Origin of the sequence: Amycolatopsis sp. NPDC098790, from assembly GCF_044759945.1 — a bacterium.
GTDB lineage: Bacteria > Actinomycetota > Actinomycetes > Mycobacteriales > Pseudonocardiaceae > Amycolatopsis.
This window is the reverse complement of record NZ_JBIWAI010000002.1, coordinates 2306681-2323729: the sequence shown is the minus strand read 5'-3', so window position 1 is coordinate 2323729 and position 17049 is coordinate 2306681. Positions and strand designations below refer to the sequence as shown.

The 17049-nt window shown below is 73.6% G+C and carries 16 protein-coding genes; 3 read left to right on the top strand and 13 right to left on the bottom strand.

Going from position 1 to position 17049, the window contains the following annotated elements:
* Nucleotides 1–8: 8 nt before the first annotated feature.
* Nucleotides 9–2735, bottom strand: a complete 2727-nt coding sequence (locus ACIQWX_RS24425; RefSeq protein ID WP_400875181.1) for an ATP-binding protein — start codon at nucleotides 2733–2735, stop codon at nucleotides 9–11.
* Nucleotides 2719–3357 (bottom strand): SLATT domain-containing protein, encoded by a 639-nt coding sequence (locus tag ACIQWX_RS24420; RefSeq protein ID WP_400875179.1) that lies wholly within the window; start codon nucleotides 3355–3357, stop codon nucleotides 2719–2721. Before ACIQWX_RS24420 ends, ACIQWX_RS24425 begins: the two co-directional genes overlap by 17 nt.
* A 163-nt stretch (nucleotides 3358–3520) precedes the next feature.
* On the opposite strand from ACIQWX_RS24420, the gene ACIQWX_RS24415 reads away from it, so the two are divergent.
* Nucleotides 3521–3709: a DUF2795 domain-containing protein gene (locus ACIQWX_RS24415; RefSeq protein WP_400875176.1), complete on the top strand. Its 189-nt coding sequence runs from the start codon at nucleotides 3521–3523 to the stop codon at nucleotides 3707–3709.
* Nucleotides 3710–3752: 43 nt separating this feature from the next.
* Here ACIQWX_RS24415 and ACIQWX_RS24410 read toward each other — a convergent pair whose 3' ends face one another.
* Genes ACIQWX_RS24410 through ACIQWX_RS24400 form a run of 3 tightly spaced genes read right to left on the bottom strand, consistent with a single transcriptional unit; the run spans nucleotide 3753 to nucleotide 6830 of the window.
* Complete coding sequence (locus ACIQWX_RS24410) at nucleotides 3753–4298, bottom strand: antibiotic biosynthesis monooxygenase (RefSeq protein WP_400875173.1); 546 nt, start codon at nucleotides 4296–4298, stop codon at nucleotides 3753–3755.
* 22 nt (nucleotides 4299–4320) lie between these two features.
* Nucleotides 4321–5355, bottom strand: coding sequence for a glycosyltransferase family 9 protein (locus ACIQWX_RS24405; protein ID WP_400875171.1), 1035 nt, complete (start codon nucleotides 5353–5355; stop codon nucleotides 4321–4323).
* Complete coding sequence (locus ACIQWX_RS24400) at nucleotides 5352–6830, bottom strand: HAD-IIIA family hydrolase (protein WP_400875168.1); 1479 nt, start codon at nucleotides 6828–6830, stop codon at nucleotides 5352–5354. Before ACIQWX_RS24400 ends, ACIQWX_RS24405 begins: the two co-directional genes overlap by 4 nt.
* An 89-nt stretch (nucleotides 6831–6919) precedes the next feature.
* On the opposite strand from ACIQWX_RS24400, the gene ACIQWX_RS24395 reads away from it, so the two are divergent.
* Both ACIQWX_RS24395 and ACIQWX_RS24390 read left to right on the top strand, forming a co-directional pair.
* Nucleotides 6920–8269: an aldehyde dehydrogenase family protein gene (locus ACIQWX_RS24395; RefSeq protein WP_400875164.1), complete on the top strand. Its 1350-nt coding sequence runs from the start codon at nucleotides 6920–6922 to the stop codon at nucleotides 8267–8269.
* Nucleotides 8266–9477 carry an aromatic acid exporter family protein gene (locus tag ACIQWX_RS24390; RefSeq protein ID WP_400875162.1) on the top strand — a complete coding sequence of 404 codons (1212 nt, stop codon included), beginning with the start codon at nucleotides 8266–8268 and terminating at the stop codon, nucleotides 9475–9477. Before ACIQWX_RS24395 ends, ACIQWX_RS24390 begins: the two co-directional genes overlap by 4 nt.
* Nucleotides 9478–9569: 92 nt before the next feature.
* On the opposite strand, the gene ACIQWX_RS24385 is transcribed toward ACIQWX_RS24390, so the two are convergent.
* The 8 genes from ACIQWX_RS24385 to ACIQWX_RS24350 form a co-directional block, all read right to left on the bottom strand.
* Nucleotides 9570–9752, bottom strand: coding sequence for a hypothetical protein (locus tag ACIQWX_RS24385; protein WP_400875160.1), 183 nt, complete (start codon nucleotides 9750–9752; stop codon nucleotides 9570–9572).
* Between the two features lie 96 nt (nucleotides 9753–9848).
* The gene (locus tag ACIQWX_RS24380; protein WP_400875157.1) at nucleotides 9849–10454 is read right to left on the bottom strand and encodes a flavodoxin family protein; all 606 of its coding nucleotides are present in this window, start codon (nucleotides 10452–10454) and stop codon (nucleotides 9849–9851) included.
* Entirely contained in the window at nucleotides 10451–11755 is a 1305-nt protein-coding gene (locus tag ACIQWX_RS24375; RefSeq protein ID WP_400875154.1) for a UDP-glucose dehydrogenase family protein, read from the bottom strand. The genes ACIQWX_RS24380 and ACIQWX_RS24375 overlap by 4 nt, the downstream gene beginning before the upstream one ends.
* A complete protein-coding gene (locus ACIQWX_RS24370; RefSeq protein WP_400875152.1) occupies nucleotides 11748–12698 on the bottom strand; it encodes a glycosyltransferase family 9 protein in 951 nt (316 codons plus the stop codon). Before ACIQWX_RS24370 ends, ACIQWX_RS24375 begins: the two co-directional genes overlap by 8 nt.
* A complete protein-coding gene (locus ACIQWX_RS24365) occupies nucleotides 12689–13375 on the bottom strand; it encodes an SDR family oxidoreductase (protein WP_400875149.1) in 687 nt (228 codons plus the stop codon). The genes ACIQWX_RS24370 and ACIQWX_RS24365 overlap by 10 nt, the downstream gene beginning before the upstream one ends.
* Nucleotides 13376–13400: 25 nt before the next feature.
* Nucleotides 13401–14768: a PfkB family carbohydrate kinase gene (locus tag ACIQWX_RS24360; protein WP_400875146.1), complete on the bottom strand. Its 1368-nt coding sequence runs from the start codon at nucleotides 14766–14768 to the stop codon at nucleotides 13401–13403.
* Nucleotides 14765–15325 carry an SIS domain-containing protein gene (locus ACIQWX_RS24355; RefSeq protein ID WP_400875143.1) on the bottom strand — a complete coding sequence of 187 codons (561 nt, stop codon included), beginning with the start codon at nucleotides 15323–15325 and terminating at the stop codon, nucleotides 14765–14767. Before ACIQWX_RS24355 ends, ACIQWX_RS24360 begins: the two co-directional genes overlap by 4 nt.
* Complete coding sequence (locus tag ACIQWX_RS24350) at nucleotides 15325–16998, bottom strand: carbamoyltransferase (RefSeq protein WP_400875140.1); 1674 nt, start codon at nucleotides 16996–16998, stop codon at nucleotides 15325–15327. The genes ACIQWX_RS24355 and ACIQWX_RS24350 overlap by 1 nt, the downstream gene beginning before the upstream one ends.
* Between the last annotated feature and the right edge of the window lie 51 nt (nucleotides 16999–17049).

The window sequence follows — 17049 nt, the reverse complement described above, 5'->3', positions numbered from 1 at the left end:
CTCCGGGGTCAGCAGCCGGGCCGGCGCATGCGGATCGCCGTCACGTGCACCCCTCCTCCGTCCGCGGTCGCGAGCGTGGGCCGGCGGTCGCAGTCGTCCTGCACGTGGAGTGGCTCCATGAGGTTCACCGCGGCCACGACGTCGATCTCCCACAGCTCCGCGATGGTGCGCACCACCAGGCCGATCGAGCCGAAGTTGCCGGTGTCGTACCACCACGTTCGCGCGTCCCAGCCCGACGGCGGTTCCACCGCGTCGACGAAGCGTTCGTCCCGCGGACGCGGCCGGACCTCCTCGGGGTAGAGCCAGGTCGGATTCAGGTTGACGACCAGTGCGTGGTCCGGAACCTCGACGTCGACTCCTTCGAAGGTCAGGAACCGCGTCGTCCGATCGGACCGGTCGAACCACTCCATGCTCCCGCCGCCGACCAGCAACACCTCGTCGCGATTTTCCAGCCACTTCCGCAGGTCGTGTTCGTCGAGCTGGCCCATCGTGCTTTCCGCGCAGGGAAGCCGCGGTGCGCGCGCGTCGAGGCCACGGAGAAGGTAGCCCGAGAGCCAGAGGTCCACCGCGTTCGACCACTTGCTGTCGCGCACCGAATCGGCTTGGGACTCGAGCCAGCGGTGGAACTCCGCCGGGCTGGCGAGCGGAAACGCCCGCAACCGGTCCGCGGTCAGCGGATACCCGCAGAACGCACCCATGAAGTAGTGGATCTCGTCGGCGAAGAGACCGCCGACGTACACCGATGCGGTCGGGGGCTGCAGCCAGCGCAAGTCGGGTTGGACCATCTCCCAGCCGGACGCCATCATCGCCCGGCCGATCAGATTCCCGTCAGCGTCGTGGAGGTCCTGCGCCCGGTCGATGAACACCTTCTCGTACCCGTCGTACACGGTGCGATCGAGGTGGCTGGCCTCCTCTCGCCGGTACAACCGGCGGAAGAGCTCACCGTGCCCGATCCGGGGCCAGTCGTCGGCCTGGATGATCCGGATCGGCTGTGCGTCATCGGGTCCCTGCACCTTGATGTCCACATCGGACAGGGCGCAGAGTCGGGTGATCCTGCTGTGGAACAGTTCGGTCTCCGAGAGACGGCGGTTGGTGGTCTGGAACAACCCCTCCTCCGTGCGCGGGGCTTCCCGCAGCTTGACCCGGACGACAGTCCCGCTGTTCCGGAGGCGCTCGTGGAAGTCGGCCTGGCGCAGCATCGGGCGGCTACTCACACCGTGGCGGAACTCGAGCACGTGCGTCGAACGCGGGGCTTCGTCGTACCCGAGGCTCCGCACCTCCACCTGGTCGGCGATCATGAACACCGCGAAGAACCCGATCCCGAACCGGCCGGTGGGCTGGAACCCCTTGGCCAGCAGGCCGGGGAAATCGGTGAGCATGTCGGACGCCAGCCAGCGTGAGTGCCCGAAGTCGGTCAGCGCGGTGACCATCGTTTCCGGCGCCATGCCGATGCCGTGGTCCTCGACGGTGAGCCACCACTCATCGTCTTCCGAGGAGAGCCGGACGGTGACCGCTCCGCCGTAGTCCCCTTCGTGGACGCGCCGGGCCCGGGTGGCGTCGGCCGCGTTCGCGACCAGTTCGCGGATCGCGACCTCGGGCTTGTTCCCGTAGAGGTCCCGGCCGCCGAGGTTCGCGATCAGCTGGGTCGCGTCGCTGACGCGCAGCCGGGCGTCCAGCGGTTCCCACAGATCCGTGCGGATGTAGAGCGCCAGGCGGGCGGGGGAGTCGGCGCCGGCCACCGACCGGACCGCGAAGCGCGGCCGGTCGAGGTCGGCGCACAGCGCGTCGACCCGGCGCAGCTCGTTGTCGATCGTGCGGATCACCTCGTAGGCCAGCCACCACGCCGCCGCCTCGTCGCGGCCGAACGGCCGGGTGGCGGTGTACACCAGCCGGTCGGACAGCACGCGGGGCCGGGTCAGCCGTTCCTGGAAGTACCAGTGGTCGCGTGAGGTACCGGCCGGTTTGCGAAAGGCGTGCAGGTACGGAGAAGCCCGGCGCTGGTCGACGTGCGGGGCGTCGGCGAGCCGGAGCACGCAGGCGATCTTGAGCGGGTCGACCTCCCAGGACGTCGGATGGTCGATGCAGGAGCCCTGCGGTTGCTCGAACGCCCGGAGGTCCGACACGTCGAACCAGTGGCTGTGCGCGATCCGGCCGATCATGGACCCGAAGGTCTGCCGCAGCACGACGTCCTGGAGCAGGTAGAACCCCTCGCCGTCGGAGGTTCTGAACGTCATGGCGACCAGGCGTTCGGCCTGTTCGGCGTGCCGCAGCCGGAGCAGGTCCGCGACCGTCTGGTCCCGGGCGGCTTGCTCCAGCGCCGGTCCGCCGGCCGACGGGTCGGCGCGTCTCAGCCGGGCGACGGCGCTGGCCAGCAGGTCTTCGAACTGCGGGTCGTTCTCGATCGTGGCCAGCCCGCCAGAGTAGGACGCGAGGCCCATCCCGAGGTCGTGCAGCAGGAACGCGCCACCCAGGACGAAGGCTTCGGCGGCGTTCAGCGGGAAGCCTTCGCCGCAGATGAGCGACGCGGTGTCCCAGAGGGCGTCCACGTGCGCTATCGAATGGTCGGTGAACATCGGCATGGACCGGCTGATCTCGGCGGCGAGGGGTTCGACCGCCGAGCGGAACTGCAGGTAGGCCGACCGCAGGTGCGCGCGGGGCTCCCGCTCCGGATCCTCGCCCGTCCTCGGGGCCAACGTGTGCCGCCACAACGGCGTCTGCTCAAACCCGTGCACCACCGAAACCTCCGTACTCCGCGTTCGCCGAGGTCGGTGGCGGCTGCGGTGGCGTCGACTTCGATTCCTGCTCGGCCATGCGGGTGTGGAACTCCACCAGCCAGGAATCCGTTTCTTGGCGGATCGTCTCGTCCAGTGAGCGGACGAACTCGCGGACCAGCTCGATGAGCGAGTGCGGGTCGCCCGGCGCCGGGCCGTGTCGAGCCGGGAGGGTTTCCTGCAGCCACGAGAGCTGGAAATCGTTCAGCTGCGCGCGCAGCTTCGTCGCCGCCGCGACATAGCGCAACCACGACGAGGAGTACCCGAAGAAGCGGTCGTAGGCGAGGCACCCGGCGGCGAGCGCCAGCATGATGAACCCGCCGTTACCCAGCTCCGGGCGCCCGGCGGTGAGCGCGGCCACTGGAATCACCCCACCGAGCACGGTCAGGATCGCGGCCGCCGCGCGCAGGCCCCTGGACCACCGGGCTTTGCGCTTTTTCTCGGTCAGGTACCAGTCGATCGCGTCCTGGGCGACCTGCTGCGCCCAGTCGTACACCTCGACGAGGCTGCCGTCGTCGTCCCAGTTCACCACGGGTCTGCTACGGGGCGTGAGATCCCCGTTCCGTCGTGCCGCCGATCGGGTCATGGATTGCGCGCGCCTCCTCGGTGGCGTACCGCCGTCCGGGTCACGGCGCAGGTGCTTCGGTGCCGCCGTTAACTGACGGACGAGCGCCGATCGATTCCGAACCGAGGGTGTGTCCGGGCTTCGACCGGGTAACCGCGCCGTTCGCCGAACGGAAGGAACTGCCGTGAGCAGGCCGAACCCGATCGAACTGCAGAAGTACCTCGCCGGTGTCGACTACCCCGCTCAGCGCGATGATCTCGTGCGGGCCGCCGAGCGGAACGGGGCCGATGACGGGACCCTCGATGTCGTGCGCGGCCTGCCCGACCGCACCTACGACGGGCCGAGCGGCGTGAGCAAGGAGATCGGCGGCTGACCCCCTGAACGCGGCCCGGGCGGGGTGCCGCTCGCCCGGGCCGTCACAGCCACGGACGCAGCAGCCGCGTCACCGCCGGCATCACCACGTACGTCATCGTCGTCAGCAGCACCACCGGGAACAGCGCCGCTCGCAGGGGGAGCGGCCAAGACGCCGTCAGCGGGACCACCCACGCCTGGAACCCCAGCACCAGCGGGTAGACCGCGACCAGCGAAATCAGCCACATCTTCCACCGCGGCGGCGGTTTCATCGTCGCGATCGCCTCGGACGGGACGTGGAACCAGGTCTCCAGGCCTGTCCGGTGCTGCTGCGCCGTCTTCGTCGCCGCCAGCCTGCGTGCCTGGCGCAACCACTTCTCGCGCTCCGGGGAATCGAGCCACCGGCGCAGGTCGCGGCGGGTGGCGAACTGGTGGACGACGTGGAAGTCGCGGCTGTCCTCGTTGTGCACCACCGTCGCCGCGAGGTTGCCCGGGTAGTGGGCCGCCTCGGCCGTCGCTCCTCGGGCCCACTCCGCGAACTCCTCGACGCAGTCCGGTTTGGCGCGCCAGCTGTACACCGTGGTCACCGGCTCGGTGTCCGATGTGGACACAGGTCACCACCCAGGGAACGGGCTACAGCAGGGAACTGATCGCCGCCGGTGCCACCGCGCCGAGTTCGGCCACTGCGCGGCAGACGTCGGCCGGGGCGATCTCCTCCAAGCACGGGTGGCCCGGTACCGGGCACACTCGGGCCCGGCTGTCGCGGCACGGTGCTCGCTGGTCGCCCAGCAGCACCGTCGGAACGCCGTACGGGGCCCAGCGCGCGGCCGGGACCACCGGGGCGAACAGGGACACCACCGGGGTGCCCGCCGCCGCGGCCAGGTGCGCCGGCCCGGTGTTGGGCGCGACGACGACCTGCGCGCCCGACAGCACCGCCGCCAGCTCGGCCAGGGACGTCCGGCCGCCGAGGTTCACCGCCGACGTGCCCGCCACGCCCGCCGTCAGGTGCGCCTCGCCCGGCGCGCCCGTCACCAACACGCGGTGCCCTTCGGCCGCCAGCGCCCGCACCACCCGGTGGCTCCACGCCGGTGACGGCTGCCGCGCCGGTACCGACGCCGCCGGGTGCACCACGACGTACGGGCCGCCGCCCGTCAGCCGCGTTACGGGCGGCAGCGGGCGCCGCAGGGCCAGGGCGCCGTGGTCGTCCGGCGGGAGCGCGTACCCGGCCGCTTCGGCGAGCGACAGCATGCGGACCGGTTCCGGCGGGTCGCCGCCGACGCGGTGGCGCAGGTCGAGCAGGCTGCCCGGGTAGTCCTCGGAGATCGCGCCGACCCACGGGACGCCGGCCTGCCGCAGCAGCAGCGCCAAGGGCAGCGGCGACTGGTGGAACGACGTCAGGATCAACGCCCGGTCGAACGACTTCGCCCGGATCCGCGACACGAACTCGCCGGTGTCCTCGGCGGTGACCGGGGGCGGCGACGGGTCGATCCACGGCGCCGTCCACGTGAGCACCTCGTCGACGCCCGGCAGCAGCTCGGCCGCGGCACGCCCGTGCGGCCCGGCCAGCAGCGTCACGTGGGACGCCTGCGCGGCGACCGCGCGCACGCACGGGCCGGCCAGCAGGACGTCCCCGAGGTTGTCCTGGCGGGCGACGAGCACCCGGCTCATCCGGCGACCCCGGCGACGCGCAGCGCTTCGGACAGGTCCTTCGCGACGGCGGCGTGCCGGCGCGCGCGGGCGATCTCGGGTTCGAGCGTGCGGGCCGTCGGCACCAGCACCGCGCGCGCCCCGGCGGCCAGCGCGGCGTCGACGTCGGCGCCGGTGTCGCCGATGACCACGCAGGACGCGGGGTCGACGCCCAGCTCGCCGGCCGCGCGCAGCACCATGCCCGGCCGGGGTTTGCGGCAGTCGCAGCCGTCGCCGTCGTCGTGGACGCAGACCTGCCACGTGCCGAACGGGCCGAACAGCTCCTTGACGCGGGCGTTCACCGCGGCGAGCTGGTCCGGGCTGATCAGTCCTTTCGCGACACCCGACTGGTTGCTGACCACGCCTACCGGGACCCCGCGGTCGCGCAGCCCGCGCACGAGCTCGACGGCGCCGGGCACCGGGCGGACGCCGGCCGGGTCGTTGAGGTAGGGGACGTCGACGATCAGGGTGTCGTCCCGGTCGAACAGCACCGCGACCGGCGGCTTCGGGCGCCGCGCCGCGATTTCTCCGCGGACGCGGTGGTAGCACGCGGCCGGCGGGATGAGCGCGCTCGTCACGGCCATCCGGGCGATCTCGCCGGGGGTGCGGGGGCCCGGCAGGATCCGGCGGGTGGCGAACTCCGCCGTCAGCCCGGCCCAGATCCCGGCCGCCACCACCGCCTTCCCGCGCCGGCGCAGCACCGGCAGGGCCAGCGCCGCCAGACCGGCCACTGTGGACAGTGCGTGCAGCCCGAGCCGGCCCTGGCCCGCGCCGGTGCGCTGCCGCCAGAGGACGCCGTGCTTGGCGCGCATGAGCGCGTTGTCCGCGTTGCCGCGCTGGGCTTTCAGGCTGTAGAAGAAGCCGGCGCGGCGGGCGGGGTGGGTCGTCAGCCGCTCGCCCTGGTCGATCCGGTGCCCGGCTTCGGCGACGCGCAGCGCGAGGTCGGAGTCTTCGCGGAACGCGCGCGGGAACCGCTCGTCGAACCCGCCCACTTCGACCAGCGCCGCGCGCCGGTAGGCCATGTCCGCGGTGATCCACCGCGCGTGCTCGAGGCCCGCCGTGCTGCGCTCGTCGTCGGTCGGACGGCGGTCCGTAGGCAGCGGGACGGTGATCCGCCCCTGGGACGCGGCCACCTCGGGTGGCAGCCACAGCAGGTCCTCGGCGAGCTGCCGGGGCCAGTCGGGGGCGAGCACGACGTCGTCGTCGACGAACGCGATCCACTCGCTTTCCGCCGTGCGCCAGCCGAGGTTCCGCGCGGCGGCCGGGCCGCGCCCGCCCGAACGCAGGACGCGGACGCCGCCGGGAACGTCCAGATCGGACCCGCCGGGGCGGTCGTCGACGACGAGGATCTCCGCCGGGCGCGGGCCTTCGCCGCCGAGCATCGTGTCGAGCAGTGGCCGAAGCGTCTCCCGGCCCGTCGTGGGGATCACCACGGTGTAGTCGAGCGAAGCAGTCACCGGACCGGGCTACCCGCGTGGCGCCCGGTCAAACGGCGTGTCGATCGCGGGCGCGCGGGTAACCGGGCAGGGACACGGAGGAGGTGCGGATGACCGCGGGGACGATCGAAATCCGGAACCCGGCCGACGGCAGCGTGGTGGGCAGCGTGCCGACCGCGGGCGAAGACGAGATCGACGCCGTCCTGGCCCTGGCGAACGAGACCAAGGCCGCGTGGGCGCGGACGCTGGCCGCCGAGCGCGGCGCGCTGCTGCACAGCGCGGCCGAGCGGCTGCGGGCCCAGGCGGACGAACTGGCCGCCGCGAACGAGAAGGAAACGGGACGGCCGCGCGACGAAGCCCGTGAAGGCGTGCTCGCCGGCGCCGGCACGCTGGACCAGTACGCGGAGCTCGGCCCGGTCCACCGCGGGCGCAGCCTGCTCGGCGACCCGGGCGCGACCGACCTGATGGTGCCCGAGCCGCGCGGCGTGGTCGTCGCGCTGACGCCGTGGAACGACCCGGTCGCGGTCGCCTGCGGCCTGCTCGGCGCGGCACTGGTCACCGGCAACACCGTGGTGCACAAGCCGAGCGAGCGCGCGCCGCACACGGGACAGCTGCTCGGCGAAATCCTCGTCGGCGTGTTCCCCGGTGGCGTGGTGCAGACCGTGCACGGGGACGGCGGGGTCGGCGCGATCCTGGCGGTGCGCGACGACGTCGACGTCCTCGCCCACGTCGGCAGCACGGCGACCGGCCGGTCGATCGCCGCGAGCGCGGCCGCGACCGGCGCGAAGACGCTGCTCGAGAACGGCGGCAACGACCCGCTGGTGATCGACGCGGACGTCGACCCGGCGTGGGCGGCGGGCCAGGCGGCGCTCGGCGCGTTCGCCAACTCGGGCCAGATCTGCGTCGCCGTCGAACGGATCTACGTCCACGAAGCCATCGCCGACGCCTTCCTCGAGGCACTGGTCAAGGAGGCCGAAGCGCGGACGCTCGCGCCGCTGGTCGATCGGCGCCACCGCGACCACGTGCACTCGCACGTCGCGGACGCGGTCGAGCGTGGGGCCCGGGTGCTGACCGGGGGAGCGGTCCCGGACGGTCCCGGCGCGCACTACCCGGCGACGGTGCTCACCGGCTGCGCGTCCGAGCTGCGGGTGATGGCCGAGGAGACGTTCGGCCCGGTGGCCCCGGTCCAGGTCGTGCCGAGCTTCGACGAGGGGCTCGCCGAAGCGGCGAAGGGCGACTACGGCCTGGCGGCGACCGTGCTCACGGCGTCGATGGCGAACGCCCAGCGCGCGTGGCGGGAGCTGCCGGCCGGGACGGTGAAGGTCAACAACGTCTTCGGCGGCGCCCCCGGCGGGGCGGCACATCCCCGCGGGCGCAGCGGGAACGGCTACGGCTACGGGCCGGAACTGCTCGACGAGCTGACCCAGACGAAGCTCGTGCACGTGGCGCCGCCCGGATGACCGACCGGCACGGCAGAACGCGGCACGGCGGAGATCGGCACGGCGGGGACCGGCGTCCGGTCCGGCTGAAGGCGGGCGACGAGGTCCGGCGGGGCCTCGCCGCCGCGTTCGGCACGGGCGGCGCGGACGTCGACGGGCACGACCGGACGCCGGTGGGCTGGTTCGCCCGCGCCGTGCGGGTGCCCGGCCGCGAACGCCGGATCCTCGTCCAGACGGCCAAGGCCACGCTGGCGGCGACGGCGGCGTGGCTGCTGGCGACGCTGGTGCTGAAGCTGCCGCAGCCGTTCCTCGCGCCGTACGCGGCCATCTTCCTGGTGGAAGCGACCGTGTACCGGTCGCTGCGCGGGTGGCTCCAGCAGGTCGGCTCGGTGGCCACGGGCGTGCTGCTGGCCGCCGTGGCCGGGCAGCTCATCCCGGCGCAGGCGGTCGCGCTGGCCGTCGTCGTGTTCGTGGGCCTGCTCGCGGGGAACTGGCGGCGGTTCGGCGACGCGGGGGTGTGGGTCGGCGTCACCGGCATGCTGCTGATCTCCTACGGCACCGCCCGCGACCTTTCGCTGCTGGGCGACCGCCTCCTGGAGACGGCGCTGGGCGCGGCCATCGGCGTCGCCGTCAACACGCTGATCTTCCCGCCGCTGTACGGCGAACGCTTGGCCACGGCGACCGATCAGCTGGCTAAGGCGCTGGCGGGCCTGCTCGAGTCGCTGTCGGACCTGGTGCGCCGCGACGAGCCGGGCGACCTCGACGACCTGCAGGCGCAGTCCCAGGACACCCGGAGCCAGGTGCTGGCAGCCGAGGAGGCGGTCGGCCTGACGCGCGAAGGGCGGATGCTGAACCTGCGCCGCGGCCGGCCGACGTCCGGCGCGCACCACGAACGTCCACTTCGGACGCTCACCGCGCTGTGGCCCGCGGTGGCGCAGCTGGTCGCGGCGGTGCGCACGACGGCGCAGGCGCGCGACCGGCACCCGTTCGAGTACCCGTGGGCGGACGCGCGCGGCTCCCTGGCCGACCTGGTGCACCTGCTGGCGGGCGCCGTGCAGGCGGTCGCCGTCGCGGGGGAGCCGGTCGACTTGGAGGAATGCCGCGCGCTGCTGGAAAAGCTGGAGGAGCGGCTGGTGACGGCGGACGAGGACGGCGTGCCGGCCCGGCTGGGCCTGGGCACGATGATCCTTCCGGCACGTCTGCTGGTGGAGAAGCTGGAGAACCGCTGACCGGACGCAGCCGACCTGACGTGAATGACTCATTCATGTCGCCAGGCGACATGAATGAGTCATTCACTACGTCGGTGGAGCGGGCCGGGCCGTCACGGCACGGCGATGGCCGCCTCGGCTTCCGAGCGGTGCCGGCGGCAGGCGGTGCAGACCATCGTCTGGCCCAGCAGTGAGCCGTCCCCGGCGATCAGCCGGGCGACGTGCAACGAGGGCAGGCCGCACTCCTCGCAGGGAATGGGCTTGCTGTCGCGGCTGATCATGACTCGGTTCGGCATCGGTGAAGCCCCCTGACGGGATCGAAGGTCCCACCCGGCTACCCAGTGGCCTGCACCACACTCATCTGGAGCAAGGACCTCACTCGAAAGGAGTAGTCAGGACGCCGGGTACTGCTGCGCTCCGAGCACGGTCGCGAGGTGGACGGCGTTGCGGACCAGCGTCGCGTTCGTCGACGCCACGGCCTTCGGCGTCTCGTCGAGGTCCTGGTAGTCGCCGCCCTGCATGGCTTCGCCGTTCCAGTACGTCGCGCCCTGCGCGGGCACCGTGAAGCCGGTGTCGTTCAACGCCTGGAACAGATCGGCGATGATCTTGTGCGCGCCGTCTTCGTTGCCGACGACGGCGGCCACCGCGACCTTGCCGAACATCGCCGGCCGGCCCTCGTCGTCGGTCTCGGACAGTTCCGCGTCCAGCCGCTCGAGGACGCGCTGCGCGACGCTCGACATGTGGCCGACCCACGTCGGGGTGGCGATCAGCAGGATGTCCGCGGCCGCGATCCTGCGGCGGATCTCCGGCCACTCGTCGCCCGCGCCCATGTCGGCTTCGACGCCGGGACGGACGTCGTGGTCGACCACCCGGACCACCTCGCCGGTGACGCCGCGCTCGGCGAAGAGGTCGAGCAGCTGGCGCGCGATGAGGTCGCTGCTCGACTTCGACGGCGACGGCTTGAGCGTGCAGGTCAGCGCGAGGACGCGCAGGGTCATGACTGCCTCCTGGGTTGGGTGCCGACGCCCACGTGCGTGAAGCCCGCGACGGCGTCGGGGTCGAGCAGGTTGCGCGTGTCGACGACGATCGCCTGCGCGGCGGACGCGGCCAGCCGGGCCCAGTCGAGGTCCCGGAACTCCGGCCATTCGGTGAGCACGACCAGCGCGGCGGCGTCCTTGGCCACCAGGTACGGGTCGTCGACGACCTGGACGGCGTCCAGGCCGGGCACGGCACCGACGGCCGGGTCGTGGGCGGCCAGTTCCGCGCCCGCGCGGGCGAGGTCGGCCGCCACCGCCAGCGCGGGCGAGTCGCGCAGGTCGCCGGTGCCTGCCTTGAACGCCAGGCCCAGCAGGCCGATCCGCGTGCCGGCGAGGGAGCCCGCCGTCGATCCGGTGACAGCCTGGCGCACCGCCCGCACGACCCGTGCGCGCTGCCGGGCGTTGACGCGGACGGCGTCGCGCAGGATGCCGAACTCGACGCCGGCGGATTCGGCCGCGTGCAGCAGCGCCGAGGTGTCCTTCGGCAGGCACGAGCCGCCCCAGCCGGGGCCGGGGGCGAGGAACTCCGGGCCGATCCGCGCGTCCAGGCCCATGGTGCGGGCGACTTCGCGGACGTCCGCGCCGAACCGTTCGCACAGTTCGGCGAGGACGTTCACGTAGGACAGCTTCACCGCGAGGAACGCGTTGCTCGCGTACTTCGCGAGTTCGGCGCTGGCGGAGTCGGTCGCCACCACGGGCGCGCCGGTCGGCTCGTACAGCCGGGCCACGCGCGAAGCCGCCGGCGATCCGGCCGGGTCGGTGCCGACCACGACCCGGTCCGGGTGCAGGAAGTCCTCGACGGCGTGGCCTTCGCGGAGGAACTCCGGGTTGGCCACGACCGGCAGGTCGTCCCGCCCCAGCAGCCCGGGCAGCCGGGCCGCGGTGCCGACCGGGACGGTCGACTTCGTGACGACCACGCAGCCGGGCCGCAGCAGGCGCCCCAGCTGCGGCAGGACGTGTTCGAGCACGCCGAGGTCGGGCCGGCCGTCTTCGGCGGGCGGGGTCGGCAGGCACAGGAACACCAGGTCGGCGCCGTACAGCTCGGCCTGGGCGTCGGTGAAGGTGAGCGTGCCGTCGCCGAGGCCCTGCCCGACCAGCTCGGCCAGACCGGGCTCGGCGATGCCCACCTCGCCGCGACCCAGGGCGTCCACTTTGGACACGTCGGCGTCCACGCAGGTCACCCGGTGCCCGAGCCGCGCGAAGCAGGCGGCACTGGTCAGGCCGACGTAGCCCGCGCCGACGATCCCGATGTGCTCAGCCATGCGCCACCCGCGCTTCCAGCGCCGAGCGGGTCGCGGCGAGCACGCGTTCCTCGCCGAGGAGCAGCAGCCCGCCGTCGGGTTCCGAACCGTGCGGGTCGCCGACGTTCCCGGCCCAGAGCACGACGTGCTGCCGCGCGGATGGCGGCGGGCCCCACAGCCGCGGCGGGGTCGGGCCGAACAGCAGCACCGACGGCGTGCCGAACGCGGTCGCGAGGTGCCCGACGCCGGTGTCGCCGCAGACGACCAGCGCGGCCCCGGCCACCAGCGCGGCCAGCTCGGCCAGGTCCGTCCGCCCGGCCAGCACGGCGTCTTCGCCGAGCCCAGCGCGGTCGGCGATAGATGCCGCCAACTCGCGCTCGGCGGCGCTGCCGGTGAGCACCACGCGGTGCCCGGCCGCGGCGAGCGCCCGCACGACGCCGGCGAACCGATCCGGCGGCCAGCGGCGCGCGGGGAAGGCCGCGCCGGGGTGCACGACGACGGCGTCCGGCGCGGGGCTCGGGCCCGGCGGTACGGGCAGCCGCAGCGCCGTGCGGTCCGCTTCCAGGTGGGCGTACTCGACGAGCCGGCACCACCGGTCGACCTCGTGGACGTCGTCGCGCCACTCGAGGCCGGGGACGTCGGGGAAATCGGGGTGGTGGTGGGTCAGCAGCTCGGCGGGATCGGTGGCCAGCAGGTCGTGGATGCTTTCCGGCCCGCTGCCGTGCAGGTTGACGGCGAGCCGCGGCGGCGGCCCGGGCCACGCGAGGTCGCCCAGGCCCGCGGTCGGCAGCAGCTCGTCGACCGCGTCGATCAGCCCGACGAGGTCGCGCAGCCCCTCGGGGGCGGCCAGGACCAGGCGGTCGTCCGGGTACGCGGCGCGCAGCGCCCGCAGCGCGGGGACCCCGGTCAGCAGGTCGCCGAGCCCGAGCGCGCGCAGCACGAGGACCGCGGAGCTCACGGCCACGACCCCTCCTCCGACGCGCACACGACCAGTTCGCGCACCTCCGAGCCGGGCGGCTGCTGGAGCGCGAAGACGACGGTGTTCGCGACGTTCTCCGGCTGGTTGAGCTTCGCGTCCGGCGGCGGCTTGTACTGGTCGGTGCGGCCGTCGAAGAAGTGCGTCCACATCCCGCCCGGGATCAGCAGCGTGACGCCGACGCGCCCGGCCAGCTCCGCGGCCAGCGCGCGGGTGAACCCGACGACGCCGAACTTCGAGGCGCAGTAGGCGGTCGCGTCGCTCACCGCCTTGATGCCCAAAGTGGACGCCACGGTGACGACGGTTCCGTGTGCCCGCTCCAGATACGGGAGCGCGGCGCGGATCACCGCGACGGTGCCGAGCAGGTTCACCTTGACGACCCGCTCCCAGTCCTCAGTGGACACTTCGCCCAGCGGACCGCAGGCGTCGGTGCCGGCGGCGGTGAAGACGCCGTCCAGACCACCGGCGCGCTCGGCGAGTTCACGGACCGCGGCTTCGGTCGCGGCGGTGTCGGTCAGGTCGGCTTCGACGTATTCGGCCGGGTCCTCGGGGCGGACGCGGTCGAGGACGTAGGGGGTGCCGCCCGCCTTGCGGACGGCGTCGACGGTGGCGGCGCCGAGGCCGGAAGCGCCACCGGTGATCAGGACGTTGCCGAGGGGTCGCATCGCACTCCTTCGCAAGCTTCGGGGTTCAGGCACTGGCCGCCGCGGCGACCAGCCGCGACGTCGAGTAGCCGGGGACGGTCGGGACGAGCACGACCTCGCCGCCGTGGCGTTCGACGACCTCGCGTTCGGGCAGGTCGGCGGCGGCGTAGTCGCCGCCCTTGACCCACACGTGCGGGCGCAGCCGCTCCAGCACGGCGGCCGGCGACGATTCGTCGAACACGGCGACGGCGTCCACAAAGGACAACGCGGTCAGCAGCCGCGCCCGGTCGCGGTCCCGCACGAGCGGGCGGCCGGGTCCCTTGAGGGCCCGCACCGACGTGTCGGAGTTGAGGCAGACGACGAGGGCGTCCCCGAGCGCGCGGGCCTGCCGCAGCAGGCTGACGTGCCCGGGGTGCAAGAGGTCGAAGCAGCCGCCGGTGGCGACGAGCCGGCCACCGCGGTCCCGGACGCGCTCGGCGAGGCCGAAGGCGTCGGTGGCCGGCTGCGGGTCGGCCACCGGACCGTCGTTCGTGGACAGTGCGGTGGCGCCGCCGTCGGCGACGAACCGGGCCGCCGCTTCGACCGCGGTCGTGACGGCTTCCCCGGCGTCCGCGCCGTCGAGCAGGGCGGCGGTGGCGGCCGCGGCGAACCGGTCGCCCGCGCCGCACGTGTCGGGCGCGGCGTGCCCGGGTGCCCGCGCCGCGGTGGGGACCGGCACGGCCGTTTCGCCGAGGCCGTCGGACACCACGGCGCCGCGCGAGCCGACGGTCACCGCGACCGCGTCGGCGTGCCAGTGCCCGCGCAGCAGCTTGGCCAGCTCGGCCGGCTCTTCGTGGCCGGCGAGCACCGCGCGGGCCTCGGCGAGGTTCGGGGTGACCAGCGCGATGCCGGGCACCGGCTGGGCGCCGCGGGGGTGCGGGTCCCAGACCACCGGGACCTTCTCGGCCCGGTCGCGCAGGAGCCGGCGGATGTGCGGGTTGCGCGTCAGGCCGCGTCCGTAGTCGGCGACGAGGATCGCGCCGGCGTCTTCGAGGACTTCGCGCACCTCGGCGGGCAGCGGGCCGGTGGTGGCCGTGCCGTCGCCGGAATCCAGGCGCAGCAACGACTGCCCGCCCGCGCGGACGCGGGTCTTGCACACCGTCGTGCCGCGCAGGGGCAGCGGCAGCACGGTGACGTCGGGTTCGAGCAGGCCGGTGAGCGCGTGCCCGCCTTCGTCGTCGCCGAGTGGCGTCACCAGCACGACTTCGGCGGCGGACCGCGCGGCCAGCAGGGCGGCGAGGCCGGCGCCACCCGGGCGGCGGCGGCGTGCGGTCAGGTCGACGACCGGTACCGGCGCCTCCGGGCACAGCCGCTCGGCGGTGCCTTCGGCGTCGACGTCGAGCAGCGTGTCGCCGAGGACGACCAGCGGCTTCACGCGGTCACTCCGAGCGCGTCGTCGAGCGCCGCGCACAGGCCGTGCACCAGGGCGAGGTGCATTTCCTGGACGGTCGCGACGGCCGGGGCTTCGACCGTCACGGCGTCGTCGCACAACGCGGCCAGGGGGTTCGGCGCGGGACCCGTCAGCGCCCAGGTCGTTACGCCCAGTTCGTGCGCGGCCTTCGCGGCGGCGACGACGTTCTGGCTGGTTCCGCTGGTGGACAGGCAGACCAGCACGTCGCCCGGGCGCCCGTGCGCGCGCACCTGGCGGGCGAAGACCTCGTGGTCGCCGTAGTCGTTGACGATGGCGGTGGTCGCGGAGGTGTCCGCGTGCAGCGCGATCGCCGACAGCGGCTGCCGTTCGTCGCGGAACCGGCCGACGAGCTCACCGGTCAGGTGCTGGGCCTCGGCCGCGCTGCCGCCGTTGCCGCAGGCGAGCAGCCGGCCGCCGGCCTCGAAGACGCCGGCCAGGTGCCGGCCCCAGCCGGTGATCTTGGGGGCGGATTCGCGCATCCGCCGGGCAGCCTCGGCCAGAGCGGCGAGATGGTCTTCCATCACGGCACCTCCTTCTCCTCCGGCGACGCCGCGCCGGCTCGTGTCGGACGGGGACGCCGGAGCACGAACGGCCCCAGCGCCAGCAGGTCGATCGGCGCCGAGCCGAAGCACTCGAGCGCGTCGCGGGGGGAGTCGACCATCGGCCGGCCCGCGGTGTTGAGGCTGGTGTTGATCACGACCGGCAGGCCGGTGCGCCGCTCGAACCCGGCGAGCATCCGCGCCAGCACGGGGTTTTCGCGGTCTTCGACGGTCTGCACGCGAGCCGTGCCGTCGACGTGGGTGACGGCGGGGATCTTCTCCCGCCAGTCTTCGGCGACGTCGTGCACGAACAGCATGTACGGGCTCGGCAGCGGGCCGCGGGTGAAGATCGCGGCCGCCCGCTCGGCGCGCACCATCGGCGCCACCGGGCGGAACTGCTCGCGGCCCTTGACGTCGTTGAGGCGTTCGAGGTTCGCCTTGCGGCCCGGGTGGGCGAGCAGCGACCGGTGGCCGAGCGCCCGCGGGCCGAACTCGGCACGGCCCTGGAACCACGCGACGACGGCGTCGTCGGCGAGCGCTTCGGCGACGGCCTCGGCAACGTCGCCGGGACGTTCGTACGGCAACTTGGCCTTGATGAGGATCTCTTCGAGCTCCTCGTCGGTCCATTCGCGACCCAGGCCGGCGTCGCCCATCGGCGCGCCGCGTTCCCCGGCGTCGGCGGCCAGCTGCAGGGCCGCGCCCAGCGCCGTGCCGGCGTCGCCCGCCGCGGGCTGCACCCAGACGCGGTCGAACGGGCCTTCGGCGTGCAGCCTGCTGTTGGCGACGCAGTTCAGCGCGATCCCGCCGGCGAGGGCGAGGTCGCGATGACCGGTGCGGTCGTGCAGCCAGTCCGTCAGTTCCAGCAGGATGTCTTCGAGGACCTTCTGGACGCTCGAAGCCAGATCGGCGTGCCGGCGGGTCAGTTCTTCGCCCGCCCCCCGGCGCGGGGCGAGCGCGCCGAGGTTCACGCCGGCGGCGCGGAAGCCGCCGTCGCCGGTGACGTGGACGTGCTCGCACAGCTCGTCGAGGAACTCCGGCTTGCCGTAGGAGGCCAGCGCCATGACCTTGTACTCGTCGCTGGAGCGGGCGAAACCGAGGTGCTCGGTGAGGTCTTCGTACAGCAGCCCGAGCGAGTGCGGGAGCTTCTGCGCGGCCAGTTCCTTGAACCGGCCGTCGCGGTACTCACCGGCCAGGTAGGACGTGCTCTCGCCGCGGCCGTCGGCCACCAGCACGGCGCAGTCGCCGAACGGCGCGGCCAGCGCGGCCGACGCGGCGTGCGCGACGTGGTGGCGGACGAACTTGACGATGCCCGGGTCGAGGCCGGGCAACGCGGACTTGAGGAACAGCGGCGCGCGTTTCGCGAACTCGGTCCGCAGCTCCTCGCCGCTCGGGTCGTGGCCGGCCAGGCCGGGTTCGACCAGCGCGGGGTCGTAGGAGTACCCGACGGCGTCGAGGTCCTTCGCGGACAACCCGGCTTGCTCCAGGCACCAGGCCGCCGCCTGCGCGGGCTGCTCCCACGTGGAGAACGGGACGGCCTGCTTGCCGTGCTTGCGGCGGCTGAAGCGTTCTTCTTCGGCCGCGGCGACGATCTCGCCGTCCACCACCAGCGCGGCGGCCGGGTCGTGGAAGACGGCGTTGATCCCGAGGATGCGCATCGACCTGCCTCTGGCGTTCCGGTGCGGACGTCATCGCCGGTCCGCTCTCGC